We start from the raw sequence: 22166 nt of genomic DNA, 5'->3' as shown, positions 1-22166 counted from the left end.
CTTTATGGGAGAACAACATTTGCACAGCAAACCCGAGCTTGATGAAGTGACATTGTCTACACAGCCTGTTTTTGATGGGAAGATTATATCTTTGCAGGTGGACACAGTGAGACTGCCTGATGGAAATACTGCGACACGTGAAGTTGTGAAGCATCCCGGCGCCGTAGCGGTGCTTGCTTTAAACAACAACAAAATGCTTGTTGTAGAGCAATACCGTCAGCCCATGCAACGCACTGAGGTAGAAATTCCGGCTGGGAAGCTGGATAAAGGTGAAGATCCATTAGTTGCGGCTGGTCGTGAACTTCAGGAAGAGACTGGATTTCACAGTGGAGATCTGAAATTGCTTAAATCTTTCTATACTTCTCCCGGCTTCGCCGATGAGATTATTCATTTGTATGTGACTACTAACGCTCAACCAGGGGACATGTCACTGGACGAGGATGAATTTCTAGAGGTTTCGGAGCTTACCCTGGAGGAAGCGTATCAATATATGGCTGACGGGCGCATCGCGGATGCAAAAACGATGATGGCAGTGTACGCTTGGCATCTATACACGCTGACAGGCCAATGGAATTAACAACTGAACTGAAGAGTTTCTATTGCGATTTGCATGTTCATATTGGGCGAACGTCGGAAGGTCAGGCTGTCAAAATTAGCGGCAGCCGCGAGCTTACCTTTGCGGGCATTGCCAAAGAAGCTGCAGAGCGCAAAGGACTAGAAATGATCGGTATTATAGATAGTCATTCACCTGGCGTCCTGCGGGATATTCAGCGGTCTTTGGAATCTGGAGAGATGACATTAGCTGAAGGTGGAGGCATTGCTTACCGAGGGACTACGATCATTCTGGGAACAGAGATTGAAATCCGCGAGCCAGGGCGAAAAGAGTGCCATGTGCTCGCTTACATGCCGGACGTGGAACGCATGACCGACTTTAGTGCGTGGATGAGCCGCTATATGCGGAACGTGAATCTAAGTTCCCAACGCCTGTATGCTCCGGCTAGGGAGCTTCAGGATGAGATTTACGGCCGGGGAGGCATTCTTATCCCTGCACATATTTTCACGCCTCACAAGGGCTTGTACGGCTGTGCTGCCGAGCGTATGGCGGACATCTTTGATCTGGACCGCATAGCTGCGGTTGAACTTGGGCTGAGTGCAGATTCCGAAATGGCTGGATATCTCTCTGAGCTGGATAATTTCACGTTTCTAACCAACTCAGATGCGCATTCACTGGGTAAGTTAGGGCGTGAGTATAATGTGATGGAGCTGGCACGGCCTTCGTTCGCTGAACTGCGGCTTGCACTGGAACGTAAAGATGGGCGGAAGGTAAGAGCTAATTTCGGACTTAATCCGCGGCTTGGCAAATACCACCGGAGCTATTGCGGGGGCTGTGGCAGTATTATTGATGAGGCTTATGTCAACTCGGACCGTTGCCAATATTGCGGCAGTCTTAAGCTGGTTAGAGGTGTCTTCGACCGGATCCTAGATATTGCGGACCGCAAGACCCCGTTAGTGCCTGCTGACCGTCCACCCTATCATTATCAGGTTCCGCTTGAATTTATCCCGGGGTTAGGGAAGGCGAAGATGAACGCGTTACTGCAAGCGTTTGGAACTGAGATGAACATTTTACATGGTTGTGGTGAAGCGGAAATTGCCAGCGTTGTAGGTGCGGATCTGGCGTCGATGATCGTCCAGGCCCGCTCTGGAATTTTGGAGCTATCAGCAGGCGGTGGCGGGACGTACGGTAAAGTGGTTCAGCCCATAAAGTAGAGTCATTACCTGAAGGACAAGTCATATCGCGGGACGTTTTCTCATATGGTGTAACATGTAACCGGAAAGGGGAACGTCCCAAATGCGTAATTTACGGCTGATGATGAAGGAACAGACGCCTCTGTATATTTTTGTCGGCGTATTATTTCTGGTAGGTGTTGTATTTGGAGCTCTTATCGTTAGTGCGCTTACGATGGATCAGCAGCAGGAGCTGGGGGATTATCTGGGGAATTTCTTTGTTACGGTTGATCAGCAAGGTCTGCCAGCCGCACCTGATTCGTACTGGAGTATAGCGGCCTTGAATCTGAAATGGATCGGACTGATCTGGATTCTTGGGTTGTCGGTCATTGGGCTGCCGGGAATTTTGATTCTTGATTTTTTAAAAGGGGTACTGATTGGTTTTACGGTTGGCTGTCTGGTCAGTCAATATTCTTGGCATGGGATGTTGTTCGCGTTAGTCTCTGTGGCTCCACATAATCTGGTGCTGATCCCTGTGCTGCTGGTAAGCAGTGCAGCTGCGATAGCTTTTTCCTTGCAGATGATCCGCAGCCGGGTGATGGGACAGCGCCGGACGCCAGTGACTCGTCCTTTTACCATGTACACTATATTGTCATTTGTGATGGCGCTTTTGATCCTGGGTATTTCATGTTTTGAGACCTGGGTTACACCAACCATGATGCGTTGGGTCACGCCTTCACTTGTACAAGCGGTGACGACCTTGACTGTGCAGTAAAAGCGTTTGACTTCTGAAAGCGACACCCCCTATAATGGAAGAAGTGGTTTGAAGACCGGTGCGGTAATTATCCAAGGGGGAGGGAGACAGGTGGAAGCACGGATAGACAAGATTAAGCAACAGTTACAATCCCAAGGATACAAGCTTACACCCCAACGGGAAGCGACCTTAAGAGTGCTGCTGGAGAATGAGGAAGATCATCTTAGCGCGGAAGACGTATTTATGCTCGTGAAGGAGAAAGCTCCCGAGATCGGTCTTGCGACTGTGTATCGTACCCTCGAACTTCTCAGTGAGCTTCATGTCGTAGAAAAGATCAATTTCGGCGACGGTGTAGCCCGGTATGATTTGCGAACAGATACTGCGAAGCATCATCATCATCACTTAATTTGTGTGCAATGCGGCAGTATGGATGAGATTCGCGAGGATTGGCTCGGTCCGCTGGAAGAACGACTGGAGAAAGAGTTTAATTTCACAGTGCTTGATCATAGACTTGATTTCCATGGGATTTGCTACCGCTGTACTGATAAGAACAATACAGACGGAAATCCATCCTAAAGTTATCTTATATTAAGAATTAACTTCACAAGTCCTCCCCGGTTCCTATACCGGAGGGGGCTTTTTAAATGATTAGTCTATTAGAGCCATACATATCAGCCTTTTTTGGAGCATAAAATGAAGGACGAGCAGAATTCATTTATATGTAATAGGAGGCGTCCTTATGATTGTTTCTGTGCCCAAAACAGTGCGTAAGCTGTATTTTATGATCATGTTTGTGGCTCTGAGCTATTTACTCTACTATGCTATGAGCTGGTTAGGGGAATGGCTCAGTCCGATAGAGAACTATGGAATTCCTGAAGGCACCGCTGTTCGGGCATTTGATCACGCCGAGGTTGGTGATGATGGTCTGGATGCACGGCAGCGCTTGCGTTTCTATTACTGGTTCGGAGAATGAAAGCTACGCAGGAAGCAGGAACAAGCGAGAAGAATGTCGAAGAAAGCTAGGGTGGATTTATGCAGAGTAAGCGTTGTGTACACATCTGCTGAAGCCTCATGCTGAATGTGCTGCAGGAAGACACTAAGAGTAGCTGCGCCAGGACAGGAGCGTGAAATAATGAAGTCACACTTGCAGCCTTTTTTACATTATTTGTCCGGAGATAAAGGCTTGTCCCCGAATACACTGGAATCTTACGGTAGGGATGTATCGCAGTTTCTAGAGTTTGCTGAAGAGCGGGGGGTTGAGCAGCCCGAAGAAATCCGAAGATCTCATGTGATGTTATATCTTGGCTCCTTACGCGGAGCGGGAAGAGCCACTGCAACGCTCAACAGAAACGCGGTGTCCCTGCGGGCCTTTTTTCATTATTTGCTGAAGGAACGTTTAATTGAGCAGGATCCAACACTGGACATGGAAACCATGAAGCCCGATAAGAAGCCACCTATGGTGCTTGCGGTTTCGGAGGTTGAGCGGCTGCTAGCTGCTCCAGATGTGAGTACAGCACAAGGGATGCGCGATAAGGCTATGCTGGAATTGCTCTACGCAACGGGGATAAAGGTTTCTGAATTAATTTCTCTTAACGTAGACGATGTGCATATAGACATGAAGTTTGCGCGTTGTACAGGGACTTCGGGCAAGGAACGAGTGGTTCCCATTGGAACCATTGCTGCAGAGAGTGTAGCAGCTTACACTTCTCTTATGCGGGACAAGCTGCTTCGTGATCATCAGGAGGAGCCGGCCATGTTCCTGAATAGCCTAGGTGGGCGTTTAACCCGCCAGGGGTTCTGGAAAATCATAAAAAAATACGCTCGGGAAGCAAACATTGAGCAGGATATTACACCGCATACGCTTAGGCATTCCTTTGCCGCCCATTTACTGGAAGGTGGAGCGGATTTGCGTTCCGTACAACAAATGCTGGGTCATGCTGATATTTCGACGACTCAGATTTATAACGGTATCGCGCGTAAGAATATGAAGGAAGTATATGAGAGCCATCATCCCAGAGCTCGCTGATCATGCTTCAAAGATGCTTTTTGTGAGTAAGATAGTTATGATGGAATCATACTTATAGGATAGACTGGGGAATGGGTAATTTTCCACAGGTTATCCTTTGGCAGAAACGGATACCTGACAGGCGATACATTGTATCGCTAGCTACGGAAGCGTCTGACTTCCGGGAGAAGGTACAGCCGTTTCTTCTTGTTGGTGCAAACGAATGAACGAACGATCTATATTAAAAAAGGAGTGAAGACAATATGTCCTCATTTAAACGAATTGGTTTTATTGTTTTGGATAGTGTAGGTATCGGAGAAGCTCCAGATGCTGCGAATTTTGGTGATGCAGGGTCGCATACGCTTGGCCATATTTTGAACCGTGTTCCCGGATTAAAACTGCCTAACCTTCAGCAGTTAGGATTAGCTAATATTGCTCCGCTGCCGCCGCTTGAACCTGTAGCTTCACCAACTGGATATTATGGCAAGATGCAGGAAGTATCTGTAGGTAAGGATACGATGACCGGGCACTGGGAGCTGATGGGGCTGAAAATTGAGGTTCCATTCAATACGTATCCGGATGGATTTCCGGCAGAATTGATTGAGAAATTCGAAGCAGCAACTGGCCGGAAAGTGATCGGTAATAAACCGGCTTCCGGTACGGAAATTTTAGTTGAATATGGCGAAGAGCAGATGAAGACCGGAGCTTGGATTGTGTACACCTCTGCGGACAGTGTATTCCAGCTTGCGGCACATGAAGATATCATTCCACTGGAAGAGCTATACAGCGCGTGTAAAATCGCCCGTGAGCTAACTATGGCTCCTGAATTCTCCGTAGGGCGCGTTATTGCTCGTCCATATGTTGGCGAACCAGGAAAGTTCGTACGGACCTCGAATCGCCATGATTATGCCGTGAAACCACCGGAACCAACGGTAATGAATTCGCTGGCTGATATCGGAAAAGATGTTATCGCGGTAGGAAAGATCAACGATATTTTCACAGGTGAAGGGGTTACAGCTTCTTACCCTACGAAGAGCAATGAACATGGTATCGAAGTTACCATTGAGCAGCTTCGCCAACCGTTCAACGGGTTGCTGTTCACGAATCTGGTGGATTTTGACTCTTTATATGGACACCGCCGCGATCCGGAAGGATACGGTCATGCACTGGAAGTATTCGATCAGGCGTTGCCTGAAATTCTATCCACGCTTGGTGAAGATGACCTGTTGATTATTTCAGCAGATCATGGGAATGATCCAATCCATAGTGGAACAGATCATACTCGTGAATATGTGCCGCTGCTTATTTACAGCCCACGCCTTAAGCATCCAGATAGCTTGGGTATTCGTGAGACCTTCTCGGATGTTGCTGCAACCATTGCTGATAATTTCGGTGCGAAGGCGCCGCAGTATGGGACAAGCTTTTTAGCGAAACTGCAATAAAAGAATGTGGGTTGCGCCACAACATTCATTAAGGAGGATCATTCATAGCATGTTAACTCAAAAAGAAATTCAAGAAGCAGCCATTTATATAAAAGACAAATGTCCGGTGGCTCCGGAAATTGGATTGATCCTTGGTTCAGGACTCGGTGTGCTTGCAGATCTGATCACCGATGGAATCAGCATTCCATATGATGAGATTCCTCACTTCCCTGTGTCCACTGTAGAAGGGCATGAGGGAGAACTGCTGATCGGTATGATTGAAGGACGCCGTGTCGTGATGATGAAGGGCCGCTTTCATATGTATGAGGGTTATGGACCGGAGGTTACGGCATTCCCTGTTCGGGTTATGAAAGAACTTGGTATAGCCAGCCTATTAGTAACTAATGCTGCTGGTGGAGTGAACACAGATTTCACGCCGGGCGATCTTATGCTCCTTACGGATCATCTGAATATGACGGGACGGAACCCGTTAATAGGACCTAATGATCCTGCACTGGGCGTGCGCTTCCCGGATATGTCAACCGCTTATAGCCGCCGCCTGATCAAGGTAGCGAAGGAAACGGCAGCGCAGCAGAATTTCGAATTCAAAGAAGGCGTATATGCAGGTCTGCTGGGACCTTGCTACGAAACACCTGCTGAAATCGTAATGCTTCGTCATCTAGGGGCTGACGCTGTGGGCATGTCTACTGTGTCGGAAACCATTGTTGCCCGGCATGCAGGTATCGAGGTATTGGGTATCTCCTGTATTACTAACATGGCTGCGGGAATTCTGGATCAACCGCTCAACCATGAAGAGGTTATGGAAACTGCAGATCGTGTGCGTGAGCGTTTCCTGAAGCTGGTGTTGGGCTTTATTCCGAAAATGTAATTTCGGGTACTGCATTATGAATTTTTGGGAGGTCCAATCTATGACACAAGTGAATGAGCTTGAGCCATTGACGTTTGAACAGATAATGAAGGTAACTAATTTGACTAGACCAAAATTTATCGGACTTGCTCGCGCAATTGTCCGTGAAGTGCAGGTGTAATATGAGAGCTGTCGATATTATTCAGAAAAAAAGAGATGGTGGAGAGCTGAGTCGTGAGGAAATTTCCTTTTTAATACAGGGCTACAGTAAAGGTGAAGTGCCTGATTATCAGCTCTCTGCATGGGCAATGGCTGTTTATTTCCAAGGCATGAACGCGCGGGAAACCGGCGATCTAACGATGGAAATGGCGATGTCCGGCGATCAAGTAGATCTTAGCCCAATTGCAGGCATTAAGGTTGATAAACACTCCACAGGCGGAGTGGGCGATAAAACAACTGTAGTACTGGCACCCTTGGTAGCTTCTGCTGGAGTACCGGTAGCGAAGATGTCCGGCCGCGGACTTGGGCACACTGGAGGCACGCTCGATAAGCTGGAGTCCATCAGTGGTTTCTCTATCGAGATGGCTCGTGAGCGTTTCTTTGACCAAGTAGGGGAGATCGGGGCTGCCGTTATCGGCCAGTCGGGTAACATTACACCCGCAGACAAAAAGCTGTACGCCCTTCGGGATGTAACTGCAACAGTTGAATCCATCCCCCTTATTGCAAGCTCTGTGATGAGCAAGAAGATTGCAGCAGGTGCGGATGCGATCGTGCTGGATGTCAAAACAGGCAGCGGTGCTTTTATGAAGACGCTGGATGATTCTATAGCACTCGCTCAGGCGATGGTTGACATTGGAACGCATCTGGGTCGCAATACCGTTGCGATTATCAGTGATATGGATCAGCCGCTTGGTTACGGGATCGGAAATGCGTTGGAAATTAAGGAAGGAATCGAGACCTTGAAGGGTCACGGTCCGAAGGATCTGCAGGAGGTCTGTCTTATTCTGGGCAGCCAGATGCTTGTTCTTGGCGGCAAAGCCAAGGATGAAGCGGAGGCACGTTCGATTCTTATGACGCATATTGAAGATGGCAGTGCGCTAGAGAAGTTCAAACAAATCGTGAAGGCACAAGGTGGAGATGTATCGCAAATTGATTCTCCGGAGAAGCTCCCTACGGCTAAGCGATTCATTGAAGTGAAAGCAAAAACCAAAGGATTCATAGAAGGGATTCAGGCCGAGGAAATTGGCGTTGCGGCTATGCTGCTTGGAGCTGGACGTGAAACTAAGGAATCCGTAATCGATCTGGCTGTGGGGATTCAACTTTCTAAAAAGGTTGGAGATGCTGTAGAGATCGGCGAGACGCTTGCAGTCTTGCATATCAATGATGCCAGTGAGAAGAAAGTAGAGGAAGCTGAAGGTAAGGTGTTAGAAGCCTACCGTATCACTTCTGAACCTGTTCCTGCCCAACCTTTGGTATTTGCACTTGTTACTAAAGATGGGGTAACACGGTACTAGCCTAGGCAATATAAATATTGTCATGGCTATGGCCTTAAACAAACAACAAAGCAGCGATCCTCCCATAACGGGAAGGTCGCTGCTTTGCGTTTTGCTCAATGGTGCAATATTTATAACTGATTATTAATCTTATTGAATATCTGCGAAGCCCCGCTGCTTGTATTACATAATACGACCACAGTCTCGCCACTAGCTGGATAGATAGCCGACCGGAAGGAAACACCGGGATCATAGCCCATAATGTGAAATTTGAACACTTTTTCTTCGCGGAGGGTAATCCATACACCATAACCATAATAGCCTTCGCCATCCACATGTATATGGGGAGTAAGCAATAATGAAGTGAGTACTGGACTCAATAATGTATGGTTGATTAACCCGCTCCAGAATAGCTGCATGTCGGGGGCAGTGACGAAAGCTCCACCGTCAGCGCCTCCTTTTACCGGGATTGAGTAGATGTTGGTTCTCCAGTTTCCGTTCTCTTCCTCTATGTATCCTAGTGCACAGTTAGCAGGTAAGGCATCTAACGTAAAGTAACCGGATTGCTCCATTCCGCAAGGCTTAAAGATGTGCTGCTCTACATACTCGGAAAAAGTCATTCCACTCAATTCCTCTACCAGAAGGCCTAGCACGATATAGCCGGCATTATTGTAGTGGAAACGTTCGCCAGGGGTCCACATCATGGGAAGGGTTCGGAACATCGGCACAAAATCCTCAAGCTGTCGCAAGGTGTACATAGGCCGTGCCTTCCACAGATCCTCGAAATCATCCATAATTGTTTCATCAAAATAATCCGGAATACCAGAGCTATGCGTTAGCAGCTGATGAATGGTGATGTTGGGACTAAAGAGAGGAAAATCTACTTTTTTAAGATAATCTATTAGTCTACTTTCAAAAGAAATCAATCCCTGATCGACCAGCTGGCAGACAGCGATCGCGGTAAATATTTTACACCCGGAAGCAATGCCGAACCGAGTATGAATATTGTTTTCGCGCTTATCCGACTTATTGGCATAACCGTAACAACTGCTGATGACTTCTTTATCAGGTTGTTGTACCCGCACTACACCAGAGAAATTGTTCTGTTTAGCTTCTGCTTCAATACAATCTGCAAGGTGGTTCATCTGTATATTCACTCCTCTATAAGCAGTTAAGTTCTTAAATACCATTCGTTAAAATATTCCAATTTCCTTTAAAGGGAGGTTAATTGAGTACGGAAAAATTGGAAATACTTAAAATTTGAATTAACTTTTGATCTCCCCTATAATAAAAATGCTCTGCAACTGCTGCTGGGCTTTTTTTATTGACAACATCATTACTTCTTGGGATAAATTATTATAGTTATTTACTTAGAAATGGAATAATTTCCACCCTTTCTGACGAAACTGGAACACAGTACCTGTGATATGAAGGTTAACGTTCAGGAGGGGAACCATTGTGAGAAAAATGCGTTTTGCTGTGCTTGTGCTCTGTATCGTTGTGTCGGTTCTAGGACCGATGTCAGGTGCTTATGCTGAGGAAAAAAGCAAGGATTCTGGCAGTAATGCTGCCGCTGTAGATCTTGCGCCTGGTGCGCGTTCAGCGATTTTGATGGATGCAGGCACTGGCACTATTATTTATGAAAAGAACAGCCATGATAAGCTGCCTCCCGCAAGTATTACGAAGATTATGACGATGCTGCTTACGGTGGAAGCACTGGATGAAGGAAGACTGCAACTGACGGATAAGGTGCGCACGAGTGAATATGCCGCATCGATGGGCGGATCGCAAATTTTCCTGGAGCCTGGTGAAGAAATGTCGGTGGATGAGATGCTCAAAGGCATCGCTATGGCCTCCGGTAATGATGCATCTGTGGCAATGGCAGAGAAAATAGCGGGTTCGGAGAGCGCGTTTGTCGATCTGATGAATAAAAGAGCGGAAGAGCTGGGTCTGAAAGATACCCACTTTGCCAATTGCAACGGTCTTCCAGCTGCTAATCACTATTCCTCAGCCTACGATATTGCGGTAATTAGCCGGGAGCTTTTAAAGCATGATAGAATTATCAAATATACCGGTTCCTATCAGGATTATCTGCGTAAGGATTCCACCAAACCATTCTGGTTGGTAAACACGAACAAGCTTGTACGTTTCTATACAGGCGCTGATGGACTGAAAACAGGATATACCGCTGAAGCAAAATTCTGCTTATCCGCTACGGCTGCAAGAGACGGTCTGCGTGCTGTTGCTGTTGTGCTGGGTGAGCCGAACACGAAGACACGTAACAGTGAAGTGTCGGGCATGTTTGACTATCTCTTTTCGCAATATAAGATCCACACTATTCACAAAGAAGGGGACGCTATCGGTACCCTTAAGATTGAGAAGGGTGTGAAGTCCGAGCTGCCGATTACGGCGAAAGAGACGTATAGTGTTCTTTTGAAAAAAGGTGTGACGCAAGAAGGCATTCGTCACGAACTAGTACTTCCAGAAAGCGTGAAGGCACCAGTGGCTGAAGGCCAGTCCATAGGCAAGCTGGTTGTCTACCAAGGAACCCAAGTGATTAAAGAGTATGAACTTAAAGCAGGGGAAGCTGTGGCAAAAGCAGGCTGGTGGAAGCTCTTTAAACGTACAACAGGCTCGATGTTCGGCATGGATTAAAAAGAGCTTTTTTGTAGATTGCGCCCATGTGCTTTGTAGATTCATAGGGGTTTTCTTCTAGTTTTGTCGTGAGGCAGGATTCCTGATTTGCCACGTAGAAACCTTGTCCTTGAAGAGAATGGGTACTGTCTCTTAAGGCCAAGTTTTCAAAGCAACGAAGAGGAGAGTGGCAAGCATGAATTCTAATGTGGAAATGGAGCATCACAGGGGTGTGCTGATTGTCCGTTTATCTGGGGAACTCGATCATCATGCCGCCGATTTTGTAAGAATGGATATGGATGAAGCGATTATGCGGGGTCAGGTATCGCATTTGATCCTTAGTCTTAAGCATCTGCAGTTTATGGACAGTTCGGGTCTCGGCGTAATTCTGGGAAGGTATAAACTGATCCATAGTAAAGGCGGCAAAATGGTGGTGTGTGATGCAACGGCACCTGTGAAGCGACTTCTGGAAATGTCAGGCCTGTTCAAGATCATGCCCCTATATGACGACGAGAGCACTGCACTCTCGGATTTGGAGGTTGCGTTATGACAAATGGTAAGGCTGGTAACTTCATGAACGTGCAGTTCGCTGCACTCTCGGAGAACGAATCATTCGCGCGTGTAGTTGTAGCGGCGTTCGTTTCTAGGCTTGATCCTACAATGGACGAGCTGAATGATCTGAAGACAGTCGTGTCGGAGGCGGTCACCAATTGTATTATTCATGGGTATGATAGTGATCCGGAAGGTATTGTGACTATTTCAGCTTCGCTGGACAACGAAACGGTACATTTAACCATTGAGGATCAGGGACGGGGCATTGAGGATTTGGAGCTGGCACAACAGCCGCTATATACCTCAAAGCCAGAGCTGGAGCGGTCGGGCATGGGCTTTACCATTATGGAGAATTTCATGGATGAATTTGAAGTCACTAGTGAACCGGGACACGGCACTTCGATCTCAATGAAGAAAACCATCGTTTCGAAAAAAGCTTTATACAATTAGGGGTTGGAGCCATGGATGCAGAGTCAAAAAAAGCTCCGCCGACCTATTTGGACGATGCGGAGGTCAAACGTCTTATCGCGCTCAGTCAGGCCGGAGATAATCTTGCCCGAGACACACTAGTTAGCTGCAATATCCGGTTGGTCTGGTCGGTAGTGCAGCGGTTTATGAACCGCGGGTATGAACCTGACGATTTGTTCCAGATCGGTTGCATCGGGCTCTTGAAGTCCGTTGATAAGTTCGACCTCAGCTATGAGGTCAAATTCTCCACTTATGCCGTGCCGATGATCATTGGCGAGATTCAGCGTTTCCTTCGCGACGATGGAACCTTGAAAGTTAGCCGTTCTCTTAAGGAGATGGCTAATAAGGTCCGCAAGATGAAGGATGAAATGTCTAAGACGCTGGACCGTCTGCCTACCATCGGTGAAGTTGCTGAGGCACTGGGGGTTACCCCTGAAGAAGTGGTATTTGCTCAGGAAGCTAACAAGCCACCGACCTCGATTCATGAGACTGTGTTCGAGAATGATGGCGACCCGATCACACTGATTGATCAAATCGCTGATGAATCACAGGAACGCTGGTTTGATAAGCTGGCACTGAATGAGGCTATCGGAGGTCTCAGCGAGCGTGAACGGCTGATTGTTTATCTTCGGTATTACCGTGACCAAACGCAGTCAGAGGTTGCCAGTCGCCTTGGGATTTCTCAAGTCCAGGTATCCCGGCTGGAGAAGAAAATATTGCAGAATATCCGCGAGCAGATTGCTCAGTAGATAATGGCTAAAATGTAAAGACGCTTGCGAAATAGCGAATAGGAAGAAAAAGCCGCCCCGAAAAGGGGGGGCTTTTTATGTGGAGGGAATCTCAATATGCATTCACTTGGCGACAAGGATATGACCTCATGGTCTATTGACATGGAAGCGAATTTGCTGACAATGTCGAATGTTTTGGAGAAATGGGTGGACTGTTCAGATCATGCTTTAACGCATAACCCCAATTTTTTACGTGAATATGTGTACGGTGAGGATCTTGAACGCTTTGATGCGTATATAGATAAATTATACTCTGGTCACCTATGTAATCTTGAGTATCGTATGCAGTTACCTGCAAAAGCGCTGAAGTGGGTTCAAAGTATAGGCACGCCCGTTTTTAATCAAGAGCATAAGGTTTGTCGAATAGATGGCGTCATCATAGATATCACGGAACAAAAAAATGCTCAAGCGCAGTTAGAGAGTAGCTTTTCTCTGTATCAGCAGATGTTTGCTGCGATCGATGTGGCGATTTGGTCTTACGATTACGTATCACGGAAAATGTTATTCATATCGGATGCCATTTTCAATATCACGGGATATTCACCAGAACAGGCGAAGGAAGATGACTTTTGGCTAAGAATTGCTCCTAAAGAAGAGCGGCCTTTAATTCAAGAGATTATAACTACAGTGGGGCAAGGAGTAAGCAATCTCAGTGAATATCGGATCATCCATGCCAGCGGTGAACTCCGATGGGTCCAAGTCAGGATCATTCCCAGTATGGATGAGACAGGGGCAGTGGTACGGCTCAATGGGATCTTAATCGATCATACGGAAAAAAAGCAGATGCAAGAGGTTCTATTAAAAAGTGAGCAGCGCTACAAATCCCTGTTTGACCATAATCCAGATATCGTGTGTGAATTGGATCTGCAGGGCAGCATTGTGGCTATCAATCCAGCGGCAGAGCAAATTACTGGAGAAGCTTTTAATAGATTCGGAGAGAACTTATCCATTGTGAATTTATTTGGCGCAGAGAATTCGCATATGATGTCTGATTATTTTGATAAAACGGTTGGCGGAGTTCTGCAGCATTATACGGTTACTTCTGTCCGCGAGAATGGATTAGTTAACCATTGGTCGATGAAAAACATCCCTGTACATGAAAACAATCAAATTGTGGGTACCTTTGTTATCGCAAGAGATACCACTGCATCTGTGGAGGTAGAAAAGCGGCTGGCTCAGCGGGAGGCGGAGTACAGGCTTATTACAGAGAATATGGAGGATATGATTGGGGTTCTGGATCAGCAAGGGAACTTCATTATTGCTTCGTCCTCTTGTGAGAAAATTATTGGTCTTCCTGTAGGTTCAATAAAGAACACAACAATTTTGGAGTATATTCATCCTGATGAACAAGAAGTGTTGCGGGAACAGATCTTGGATATTTTTCGGACAAAAGTATGTAAGATGTTTTACAATCGGTTTATTCACATCAAAGGTCACATTATAGACCTGGAATGCTTGGGTACACCTGTTCTTGGTGAGGATGGAGAAGTAGTTAGTATTGTGATCGTAGCGAGAGACATTACAAAAAGGGTCCAGATGGAGAGTGAACTTAGAGAAAGCGAGGAACTCAATCGGCTGCTTATTGATATGTCACCTGAAGCGGTAGTACTCCATAGTGAATATAAATTCCTTTATGTGAATTTTTCCTGTTTAGGATTGTTTGGAGTTTGTAGTGAGGATCAATTGATTGGCACCTCTATTTTTAATTGGGCCCACCCGGACTATATAACGCTGGCTAGAGATCGGATGCGTGAAATCTATTATGGACCCAATCGGATATTAGCTCCTGTTGAACAAAAGGTCGTGCGGTCAGATGGATCTATTATCGATGTAGAAGTAACAGCTAGCTCAATTCTATACAAGGGTAAGGTTGCATGTATCTCTATCTTTAGGGATATCAGTGATCGAAAAAAAATTGAGGTGGAAAGACAGCTTACAGAGCAGATCATTCGGAACAGCGAGGAAAGGTATTTCAACTTACAGATGAGTCTTGATCAATTCTCGCAAGATTTGTTTGGTGCGATGAAGATCAGTCACATGGAACAACGATTACTGAAAGAAGTTAGAGAGGTCTTGCGGGTTACCAATATTTGTATGGTTGAAGTTGAAGATAACCATGATAAAATATGCGAGATTATTGAGACCGAGCGGGGCTATTCACTGAAGATCGGAGAGTTCCGAAGAAAAAGCTATATTCTATCCATTAATGAGAAGTCTATTTTATTAGAAATAAGTTCTGTTCGAGTGTGGCTGAAGACGATTACCCGTTATGTTAGTGTGTTATTTGATAATTTTTTGCTCATAGAAGATCTAACTAAGGACCTTGAGTTAGCGGCTTCCGAGCAAGCTCCGACATGGTTGCTGCGCTTTATGTTTAATTTATCCGAGAATGAACGCAAACGGCTGGCTCAAGATCTACATGATTCAGCCCTTCAAGAACAGATCATCTGGTATCGTAAGCTTGATAATTTTTTAAGTGATAAATCCGTTACGGGGGAACTAAAGGAGCAGCTAGAACAGATCACAGAAGGTTTACTCGATGTTATCTATGAACTGCGGATGATCTGCAATGAGCTTAGGCCACCAGCATTAATCAATGAGGGGCTTGCTTCCTCACTTGAGACGTTGTTTGAATTTGCTCAGCTGCGGAACGACTATCAGATTTATTTTGAGTCAACAGCTTTCAAGCATAAGTTAAAAGACGAGATTCTAATAGGTCTGTACCGTATTGTGCAGGAACTTTTGGCTAATGCAGCTAAACATTCTTGTGCCACAGAAGTACGTATCTCCTTAGCTAGCGAAGGGCAACAGGTGCTTTTGGATTATGAAGATAACGGAATTGGAATGAGCCTTTTAGGAGAGGATTCTCTTAAGAGCATGGGGATTTATGGGATGAAAGAAAGGGTTCGCAGTATGGATGGGACCATACGATTTCTTTCGCCAGAGAATAAGGGATTAGCTGTCTTTATATCCATACCTGCAGATTAATCATGGGGCATAATAAGGGGATAGGGGTGTATTAGGCATGATTCAAATTTTGTTAGTGGACGACCATCCCTCTGTCATGGAAGGGACTAAGATGATACTGGAACAAGAGGGAGATATGGAGGTTACCCTAGCCAATTCAGCCCATGAGGCGCTTAACATGGTGGGTAGCCATACGTTTGACGTGATGCTGTTTGATCTTCATATCGCTGATGGGAATGGGATTGATTTGGCGAAGGAAGTCTTAAAAATAAACGCAGACGCGATTATCTTAATCTATACCGGATACGAAATTACAAACAAATTCAACTTGATGATCGAATCGGGTTTGTTTGGATTTATTTCAAAAACGACCAATAGAGAGCAGTTGGTTGCAGCAGTGCGTTGTGCTTTAAGGGGAGATGTCATTTTGCCTCATACCCTAGTTAAACAGTTAAGAAAAGTATCACCTAAAGGAATGGAGATTAATATTGACCAAGCAAACCCGAAGATAAGCAAAAAAGAGCATGAAATGCTGACAGAGATTGCAAAAGGAAAAAGCAACAAGGAAATAGCAGAGATTGTACTTATGAGTCAACGATCGCTGGAATACAGTTTAACGAGTCTGTTCCAAAAACTAAATGTGAAATCAAGAATTGAAGCGGCAATAAAAGCTAAACGACTGGGCATATTGAAGGAGTCCGATTTCAAAAATTCACTATGAAAATTCGTAACAAACAAATAGATCAAAATCCCGTTCACGGTGCTGTGAGGCGGGATTTTTTGGTCTGCGCTTTTTTTGCGGGACGACGCAATATTTTTGCGTGGTCGCGCTATTTTTTTTCGGTTACCTTAATCTGCTTACCGTATATGATGAAATAGTTCCTAAGAATTACTAAAAAATGACTAACGCCAATGAGGGGCTGAGGAAAATGAAGTGGTTTTATAATTTAAGGACAGCAGTGAAGTTAATCTCCGCATTTCTGTTAGTATCCGCAATATTGTGCTTTGTAGGATTCTATGGAATTACGAATTTGAGTAAGATGGACCGCTCTATCGTGGACATGTACGAAAATCGCTTAACACCTATAGCTTATCTGGGAGAAGCGAATGAACTATTTTTAACAAATAGAATCAATATCCGTGATATAAACACGATGGCTAAAACAGCGGCAGAAAAGAAAGAATACGAAGATAAAATACATAAAAACGTTCAAAGTATTGAAGAGATCATGGGTAAATATAGCAAGACTGCGTTGAGGGAAGAAGAATTGGCGATAATGAAAGATTATCCTGAGATCTGGCAACGTTATATCACAAGTCTTGATGATACTATTGAAATTGATAAAACAAATATTAGTAATGAGAAATATACAAATTATTTGCGCGAAAGTGATTTGCAAACAGCCACAACAGAGCTGACTAACTTTCTGCAAAAATTAATAGACATCAATATGAAGCAGGCTCAAGGTTCGATTGTTAATGCCAATGACCTTTATCAGTCCTCTCGTTTGATTACGTTTAGCGTTACTATTGTTGCGCTGCTCATCAGTATTGGTCTGGGTCTTCTAATATCGCAGATCATAGCACGGCCTCTAAATCAAGTAATGCGCCTGCTAGGTAAAGTGGCTAATGGTGATTTAAGCGAAACGTCGAATCTGGAATCTAAGGACGAGATTGGAATGCTAGCTTATTCTGTTAATGAAATGGTTCTGAACCTAAGACGCACTGTTAGCGGCATTTCCTCTTCTGCGGAAAGTGTCTCAGCTGCTGCACAGCAAATCTCAGCAAGTACAGAGGAAGTAGCTAGTGGAAGTATGAGTCAAGCTAGTGCAGCACAAACGATGAATGAGTTGTTCCGAGAATTATCTGCGGCGATTAATTCAGTAGCCCAGAGTGCTGAACAGGCTTCTGAGCTTTCAGATCAAACGATGCGTATCGCTCAAGATGGAGGGATCGTGGTTAAGAACTCCGTACAAGGAATGGCAGTACTGGATACACAAATGTCTAGACTTGCGGAAGACTCCGATAAGATTGGTGAGATTATCGCGGTGATTGAAGATATTGCCCAACAAACAAATCTGCTTGCCCTAAACGCAGCGATAGAAGCGGCCCGCGCAGGTGAACAAGGTCGAGGTTTTGCCGTTGTTGCGAATGAAGTAAGAAAGTTAGCTGAGCGGAGCAGTGGGGCTACGAAACAAATCACGGGCATTATCAAAGAAATGCAGAAGAATACGCAGCACAGTGTAAATGCTGTAGTAGAAGGAGTAGCTTTTTCACAAAAAAATGGAGAAGCCTTTGAACATATCCTTACGATGGTGAACGATACCGCTCATAAAGTAACAGAAATTGCAGCTGCCAGTGAAGAACAGGCCGCACAATCGTCTGAGGTGATGTTCTCAATTGAGAGCATATCCGCCGCAACTGAAGAAATGGCGGCAAGCAGCAGTGAAACGGCAACGACCGCCAATGCTTTGGCTCAGCTAGCAGAAGAGTTAAATAGTCTGGTATCTATTTTTAAAGTTAAATAAACAGTGTCAGGGTATTATCATTGATAGGAGAGGAGAAGTAGTGCAAAAAATAAAGGTGCTCGTTGTAGCTGCTTCAGTAACCATGCGTAAACAGATCTCGAACCTAATTTCGGAGGATTCAAGCCTCGAGGTCATTGGAGTAGCTCGAAATGCATCCGAAGCGATCAGCATGGTTCAAAAACTCAGGCCCGATGTCGTGGCTATAGATATAGAAATGCCGGAATTGAACGGTTTGGTAGCACTCACAAGCATAATGTCTCAGCGGCCAACACCTATACTTATCCTGAGCTCCGCTACAAAGGATGGAATAACAGCAACCATTACTGCTTTACAAAATGGTGCAGTGGATTTCATATCCAAGCCGGCTCAATCTTATGGACCTGGTCTATACAGCATAAAAGATGAGTTATTATTCAAAATTAAGAAAGCCGCTGAAATTCCTTTAAGAACTCTTATTCTTAACAATATAAACATCTCCAAAGTGAAAGCTCGACAAGAGAAACAAAACAACGTTAAGAGTGGATGTACAGAAGTTATTGAGCAGATCGTGGGAATTGGATGCGGAGTAGGGGGGCCGAAGGCATTAGAAATCTTAATTTCCTCGCTCCCGGCGAGCTTCCCGTATCCCCTGCTGGTTGTTCAACATATGCCACCTAAGTACACAAAAGCATTGGCGGAACGACTGAATCGGTTCTCAAGTGTACGGGTGGTGGAAGCCAAGGACAAGCAATCGGTGCTCGGTGGAACCGTCTATATCGCTCCAGGTAATTCTCATATGACCATTATTCAGGAGGGGCAGGATCTCAGAATAAAACTTATGAAAAAGCCTGCAGTGAATGGACACTGTCCTTCGGTCGATATCTTGTTTGAGTCTATATCTGCACTAACTGGTCTACAGCAGCATTTAATCCTAATGACCGGAATGGGAAATGATGGCGCTAAAGGGATGCTGGCTGCCAAACACGCTGGCGCCCAATCAACGCTAGTAGAATCGCAAGAAACTTCTATTGAAAGTGAAATGCCTGAAGCAGCCGCGAAGCTGGGTTGTGTGGATTACGAGCTGCCCTCGCATTTGTTAGCCTCGAAGATTATGGAGGTTACGGGGGAGCTGAGATACCGGAGGGATGCATTTCCATCGGTTTGAACGGTCTTATTTTACTACTAAAAAAGCGTTGGCAGGATAAAATACGCCAATGCTTTTTTGTGTTTCATGTTGACACTTTCAAGTGATAACAATTATCATTTACGAAGCAAGAGTAGAGATCATGTAACTCATCGTATACAAGGAGCGAAGAAGGAGAGGTTTGCGATGACTTTAAATATATTGAATATGGAAATTCATGATCTTTTTGATCAATTTACAGAACGGATAGAGGGGCATGTTGAACATAACCAATGGGAACAGCGGCTTACTATTCCTTCACATATTGGTAAGGGAAGCGTCACCCGTACACGGATTCGTCCAGGTATGGAGATTATGTATACGGACATAACTTACGAACAGGATATGAAGCTCCACATTCAAGAAGCTTGTCCGTTGTTTGAACTAAGCTATAATCTAAGCGGAGAAATCTATTGCGAATGGAACGGCAAGGAAAGTTACACGGATAAACAAATGGGCAATGTCCTTTTTCTAGAGGATGTTCAGGTGTATGAAGAGAAAAAAGCAGGTGTCCCCAATCAATTGCTGGAAATACGGTTTGCTCCTAGTGAACTGCTGAATTACGCCGGAGATTTATCGGAGACACAACAAATGGAAACCTGGCTTAGACATCATCGTGGAAATATTGATCGTTATCCAGATACTGCGGCAATCCGAAAATGTGTCTCCGAAATGATCCACTGTACCTATCATGGAACATTGAGACGTTTATATATGGAGAGCAAAGCCCTTGAATTTATTGCTTTGTTTGGTGAGTCTGATGGTTACGGTTCTATTAGCGATAGTATGACGCTGCGGCATGATGATATTACTAATCTGAAGCGGGTACATGAATTGGTGCAAATCCATTTCGAACAACCGTTATCTATACGTGAGTTGGCTAAGCGGGTAGGTATCAACGAATTCAAGCTGAAAAAAGGCTTCCGCGAATTATTTGGCATGACGATCTTCGAGCTTGTACGTATAAAAAGGATGGAGAAAGCGCTCTGGTATATGGAGGTTGAAGGTTTGAATATAGGGAAAACAGCTGTTTCGGTCGGATATAGCAATGTCAGCAATTTCACGACGACCTTCCGTAAGCATTATGGCTGCAATCCAAGCGAATACTTAAAACGTATCGAACAACAGAGTTTGGAACGAAACAGGCTGTAGGAAGATTTGTAAATGCAGAAAGCTTAAAGCTTCAAGTGTTAGAACATAGGGTTCGGAATCGAACGTTATCTTCTGCATGCTTGAGGTTTTTTTGTGTTTGCTCCCTTATCAAGGAGTGAACCTCCCTTAACAGGTAGAGAAAAAGACCACTCTAAATGATAATAATTTCATAGATTGCAGATAAAAAGGTGGTCATACAATGGGACAACAACAAGTAGATTCACGCAGGTGGTATGCGCTGGGGGTTATTTTACTGCCAACATTACTTATTTCATTAAATACTTATATGATTCAAGTTGCGCTTCCATCTATGCAATATAGCTTGAACGCAAGCTTTTCGGAAGCACAGCTTATCGTTACCGGATTCTCGCTAGGATTAGCTGTGGCGTTGATTATTAGCGGAAAGCTTGGGGATATATACGGCAGAAAACGGATGTTGATGATCGGGGTGAGCGGGTTTACGGTCATGGCAGTGTTAGGCGGATTGACCTCAGATCCGGCACTTCTGATTGTTATTCGGATTGTGCAGGGATTGGCTGCGGCGCTTATTCAACCTCAGGTTCTATCTACGCTGCAGGTCAGCTTTCTGCCAAAGGAAAAAGGGCTTGTTTTCGGCATTTACGGCGCAATGATTGGCATTGGATTTGCATTCGGATTCATCCTCGGAGGTACTATTGTGAATTGGAATCCGTTCGATCTCGGTTGGCGGACAGTATTTTTTTTCAATGTGCCATTTGGACTTCTCGTCCTGCTGTTAATGCCGATTGTACCTGAAACACGGGCTGAGCAGGCGCACAGTATTGATTGGACTGGAAGCTTCCTTCTGCTGATCGGTTTGTTCCTGTTGATCTATCCGTTGTCAGAGGGACAAAAACAAGGGTGGCCGTTGTGGATTTTTGGCTGTCTAATGTTAGCTCTTTTCGTGTTGTTTACTTTTATCTGGGTTGAAAATCGAAAGGGAAAGCAGGGGACGTTACCGTTAGTCGATCTGTCTATTTTCAGAGATCGAACATTTAGCGCTGGTCTGGCAACCGCTCTTGTCCTTTATCTAAGTATGTTCTCTTTCTTTTTTATTTTGAGCTATTATATGCAATTTGGTTTGCACTATAGTGTTCAAGATACCAGTATGGTTTTCTTGCCTATAGGGATAGGCTTTTTTCTGACTTCCCTAATCTCTTCTCGAATGGTCAAAAGATGGGGGATGAGTGTACTTAAGATAGGAGCGCTGATGATGGGGAGCTGTAGCCTGCTGCTTATGTTAGAGCTAAATGTGGACGTTACGCAGCTGCTAGACCCTCGTAATATCCTACTATTATTGATATATGGTTTCGGTCTCGGAATGGCTACTACGCCCCTAGTTAACGTCACGCTTAGTTCAGTACCCACAAAGATCACGGGCACGGGTTCAGGCTTGATCACTACCTTTATGTATTTTGCGAATTCGTTAGGAGTGGCGTTAATCGGTATTTTATTCTCCGCTTCGCTAAAGCATTCTCTTTTGGAAGCAGATCTAGCGGATTATGTAAGGGCGTTTTCCTTCTCATTAGCAGCAATCGGAGGACTTGCTTTTACTGGTTTTCTTTGCCTTTGTTTTTTGCGGGAGCGGAAATTGTAGAGGAGGTATCCTGCTTTTTTTGCGCTGTGAGCAA

Annotated in this window: 20 protein-coding genes; 19 read left to right on the top strand and 1 reads right to left on the bottom strand. The window is 45.1% G+C overall.

The features are described 5' to 3' along the window. Positions 1–4 precede the first annotated feature (4 nt). The 9 genes from MHH89_RS12850 (at position 5) to MHH89_RS12810 (ending at position 8287) form a co-directional block, all read left to right on the top strand. Positions 5–577, top strand: a complete 573-nt coding sequence (locus tag MHH89_RS12850; protein WP_036676048.1) for an NUDIX hydrolase — start codon at positions 5–7, stop codon at positions 575–577. Beyond that, entirely contained in the window at positions 568–1767 is a 1200-nt protein-coding gene (locus MHH89_RS12845) for an endonuclease Q family protein (RefSeq protein ID WP_076281405.1), read from the top strand. The genes MHH89_RS12850 and MHH89_RS12845 overlap by 10 nt, the downstream gene beginning before the upstream one ends. 82 nt (positions 1768–1849) lie before the next feature. Next, positions 1850–2500: a stage II sporulation protein M gene (spoIIM, locus tag MHH89_RS12840; RefSeq protein WP_036676050.1), complete on the top strand. Its 651-nt coding sequence runs from the start codon at positions 1850–1852 to the stop codon at positions 2498–2500. 90 nt (positions 2501–2590) lie between these two features. Then, positions 2591–3055, top strand: a complete 465-nt coding sequence (fur, locus tag MHH89_RS12835; protein WP_036676051.1) for a ferric iron uptake transcriptional regulator — start codon at positions 2591–2593, stop codon at positions 3053–3055. Between the two features lie 163 nt (positions 3056–3218). Then, positions 3219–3452, top strand: a complete 234-nt coding sequence (locus MHH89_RS12830) for a DUF4227 family protein (protein WP_036676052.1) — start codon at positions 3219–3221, stop codon at positions 3450–3452. Positions 3453–3611: 159 nt separating this feature from the next. Next, positions 3612–4505, top strand: a complete 894-nt coding sequence (xerD, locus tag MHH89_RS12825; RefSeq protein ID WP_076281406.1) for a site-specific tyrosine recombinase XerD — start codon at positions 3612–3614, stop codon at positions 4503–4505. A 242-nt stretch (positions 4506–4747) separates the two neighbouring features. Further along, positions 4748–5926: a phosphopentomutase gene (deoB, locus tag MHH89_RS12820; protein WP_076129494.1), complete on the top strand. Its 1179-nt coding sequence runs from the start codon at positions 4748–4750 to the stop codon at positions 5924–5926. 49 nt (positions 5927–5975) lie between these two features. After that, positions 5976–6794: a purine-nucleoside phosphorylase gene (locus MHH89_RS12815; protein ID WP_036676055.1), complete on the top strand. Its 819-nt coding sequence runs from the start codon at positions 5976–5978 to the stop codon at positions 6792–6794. A 161-nt stretch (positions 6795–6955) separates the two neighbouring features. After that, the gene (locus MHH89_RS12810) at positions 6956–8287 is read left to right on the top strand and encodes a pyrimidine-nucleoside phosphorylase (protein ID WP_036676056.1); all 1332 of its coding nucleotides are present in this window, start codon (positions 6956–6958) and stop codon (positions 8285–8287) included. A 110-nt stretch (positions 8288–8397) separates the two neighbouring features. Here the strand turns inward: MHH89_RS12810 and MHH89_RS12805 are convergent, their stop codons facing one another. Next, positions 8398–9411 carry a serine hydrolase domain-containing protein gene (locus tag MHH89_RS12805; RefSeq protein WP_076281407.1) on the bottom strand — a complete coding sequence of 338 codons (1014 nt, stop codon included), beginning with the start codon at positions 9409–9411 and terminating at the stop codon, positions 8398–8400. Positions 9412–9784: 373 nt separating this feature from the next. Here MHH89_RS12805 and MHH89_RS12800 point away from each other — a divergent pair, with 373 nt between their 5' ends. The 10 genes from MHH89_RS12800 (at position 9785) to MHH89_RS12755 (ending at position 22132) form a co-directional block, all read left to right on the top strand. Further along, positions 9785–10921 carry a D-alanyl-D-alanine carboxypeptidase family protein gene (locus tag MHH89_RS12800; protein ID WP_235219379.1) on the top strand — a complete coding sequence of 379 codons (1137 nt, stop codon included), beginning with the start codon at positions 9785–9787 and terminating at the stop codon, positions 10919–10921. Between the two features lie 175 nt (positions 10922–11096). Then, entirely contained in the window at positions 11097–11450 is a 354-nt protein-coding gene (spoIIAA, locus tag MHH89_RS12795) for an anti-sigma F factor antagonist (protein ID WP_036676057.1), read from the top strand. After that, entirely contained in the window at positions 11447–11902 is a 456-nt protein-coding gene (gene spoIIAB, locus MHH89_RS12790) for an anti-sigma F factor (RefSeq protein ID WP_036676058.1), read from the top strand. The genes spoIIAA and spoIIAB overlap by 4 nt, the downstream gene beginning before the upstream one ends. Positions 11903–11913: 11 nt before the next feature. Then, positions 11914–12669: an RNA polymerase sporulation sigma factor SigF gene (gene sigF / locus MHH89_RS12785; RefSeq protein WP_036676059.1), complete on the top strand. Its 756-nt coding sequence runs from the start codon at positions 11914–11916 to the stop codon at positions 12667–12669. A 96-nt stretch (positions 12670–12765) separates the two neighbouring features. Beyond that, positions 12766–15696, top strand: a complete 2931-nt coding sequence (locus tag MHH89_RS12780; RefSeq protein ID WP_076281408.1) for a sensor histidine kinase — start codon at positions 12766–12768, stop codon at positions 15694–15696. A 37-nt stretch (positions 15697–15733) separates the two neighbouring features. Beyond that, positions 15734–16396 (top strand): response regulator transcription factor, encoded by a 663-nt coding sequence (locus MHH89_RS12775; RefSeq protein WP_341087243.1) that lies wholly within the window; start codon positions 15734–15736, stop codon positions 16394–16396. A 208-nt stretch (positions 16397–16604) separates the two neighbouring features. Continuing rightward, positions 16605–18203, top strand: a complete 1599-nt coding sequence (locus tag MHH89_RS12770) for a methyl-accepting chemotaxis protein (RefSeq protein WP_076129498.1) — start codon at positions 16605–16607, stop codon at positions 18201–18203. Positions 18204–18243: 40 nt separating this feature from the next. Then, complete coding sequence (gene cheB / locus MHH89_RS12765) at positions 18244–19347, top strand: chemotaxis-specific protein-glutamate methyltransferase CheB (protein WP_076220075.1); 1104 nt, start codon at positions 18244–18246, stop codon at positions 19345–19347. A gap of 165 nt (positions 19348–19512) precedes the next feature. Next, positions 19513–20517, top strand: coding sequence for an AraC family transcriptional regulator (locus tag MHH89_RS12760; RefSeq protein ID WP_076129500.1), 1005 nt, complete (start codon positions 19513–19515; stop codon positions 20515–20517). A gap of 199 nt (positions 20518–20716) precedes the next feature. Further along, positions 20717–22132, top strand: coding sequence for an MFS transporter (locus tag MHH89_RS12755; RefSeq protein WP_076281410.1), 1416 nt, complete (start codon positions 20717–20719; stop codon positions 22130–22132). Positions 22133–22166: the final 34 nt, after the last annotated feature.

The organism is Paenibacillus sp. FSL H7-0323 (assembly GCF_038002725.1).
In the GTDB taxonomy this organism is placed as follows: Bacteria; Bacillota; Bacilli; order Paenibacillales; family Paenibacillaceae; genus Paenibacillus_AQ; species Paenibacillus_AQ odorifer.
The sequence above is the reverse complement of the archived record's forward strand: the minus strand, read 5'-3'. Positions and strand labels throughout refer to the sequence as shown.

Bases quoted from the DNA above. Each gene is read 5' to 3' on its own strand.
- MHH89_RS12850 (WP_036676048.1), top strand. From the start codon at position 5: ATGGGAGAACAACATTTGCACAGCAAACCCGAGCTTGATGAAGTGACA.
- MHH89_RS12845 (WP_076281405.1), top strand. From the start codon at position 568: ATGGAATTAACAACTGAACTGAAGAGTTTCTATTGCGATTTGCATGTT.
- spoIIM (WP_036676050.1), top strand. From the start codon at position 1,850: ATGCGTAATTTACGGCTGATGATGAAGGAACAGACGCCTCTGTATATT.
- MHH89_RS12830 (WP_036676052.1), top strand. From the start codon at position 3,219: ATGATTGTTTCTGTGCCCAAAACAGTGCGTAAGCTGTATTTTATGATC.
- xerD (WP_076281406.1), top strand. From the start codon at position 3,612: ATGAAGTCACACTTGCAGCCTTTTTTACATTATTTGTCCGGAGATAAA.
- deoB (WP_076129494.1), top strand. From the start codon at position 4,748: ATGTCCTCATTTAAACGAATTGGTTTTATTGTTTTGGATAGTGTAGGT.
- MHH89_RS12815 (WP_036676055.1), top strand. From the start codon at position 5,976: ATGTTAACTCAAAAAGAAATTCAAGAAGCAGCCATTTATATAAAAGAC.
- MHH89_RS12810 (WP_036676056.1), top strand. From the start codon at position 6,956: ATGAGAGCTGTCGATATTATTCAGAAAAAAAGAGATGGTGGAGAGCTG.
- MHH89_RS12805 (WP_076281407.1), bottom strand. From the start codon at position 9,411: ATGAACCACCTTGCAGATTGTATTGAAGCAGAAGCTAAACAGAACAAT.
- MHH89_RS12800 (WP_235219379.1), top strand. From the start codon at position 9,785: ATGTCAGGTGCTTATGCTGAGGAAAAAAGCAAGGATTCTGGCAGTAAT.
- spoIIAA (WP_036676057.1), top strand. From the start codon at position 11,097: ATGAATTCTAATGTGGAAATGGAGCATCACAGGGGTGTGCTGATTGTC.
- spoIIAB (WP_036676058.1), top strand. From the start codon at position 11,447: ATGACAAATGGTAAGGCTGGTAACTTCATGAACGTGCAGTTCGCTGCA.
- sigF (WP_036676059.1), top strand. From the start codon at position 11,914: ATGGATGCAGAGTCAAAAAAAGCTCCGCCGACCTATTTGGACGATGCG.
- MHH89_RS12780 (WP_076281408.1), top strand. From the start codon at position 12,766: ATGCATTCACTTGGCGACAAGGATATGACCTCATGGTCTATTGACATG.
- MHH89_RS12775 (WP_341087243.1), top strand. From the start codon at position 15,734: ATGATTCAAATTTTGTTAGTGGACGACCATCCCTCTGTCATGGAAGGG.
- MHH89_RS12770 (WP_076129498.1), top strand. From the start codon at position 16,605: ATGAAGTGGTTTTATAATTTAAGGACAGCAGTGAAGTTAATCTCCGCA.
- MHH89_RS12760 (WP_076129500.1), top strand. From the start codon at position 19,513: ATGACTTTAAATATATTGAATATGGAAATTCATGATCTTTTTGATCAA.
- MHH89_RS12755 (WP_076281410.1), top strand. From the start codon at position 20,717: ATGGGACAACAACAAGTAGATTCACGCAGGTGGTATGCGCTGGGGGTT.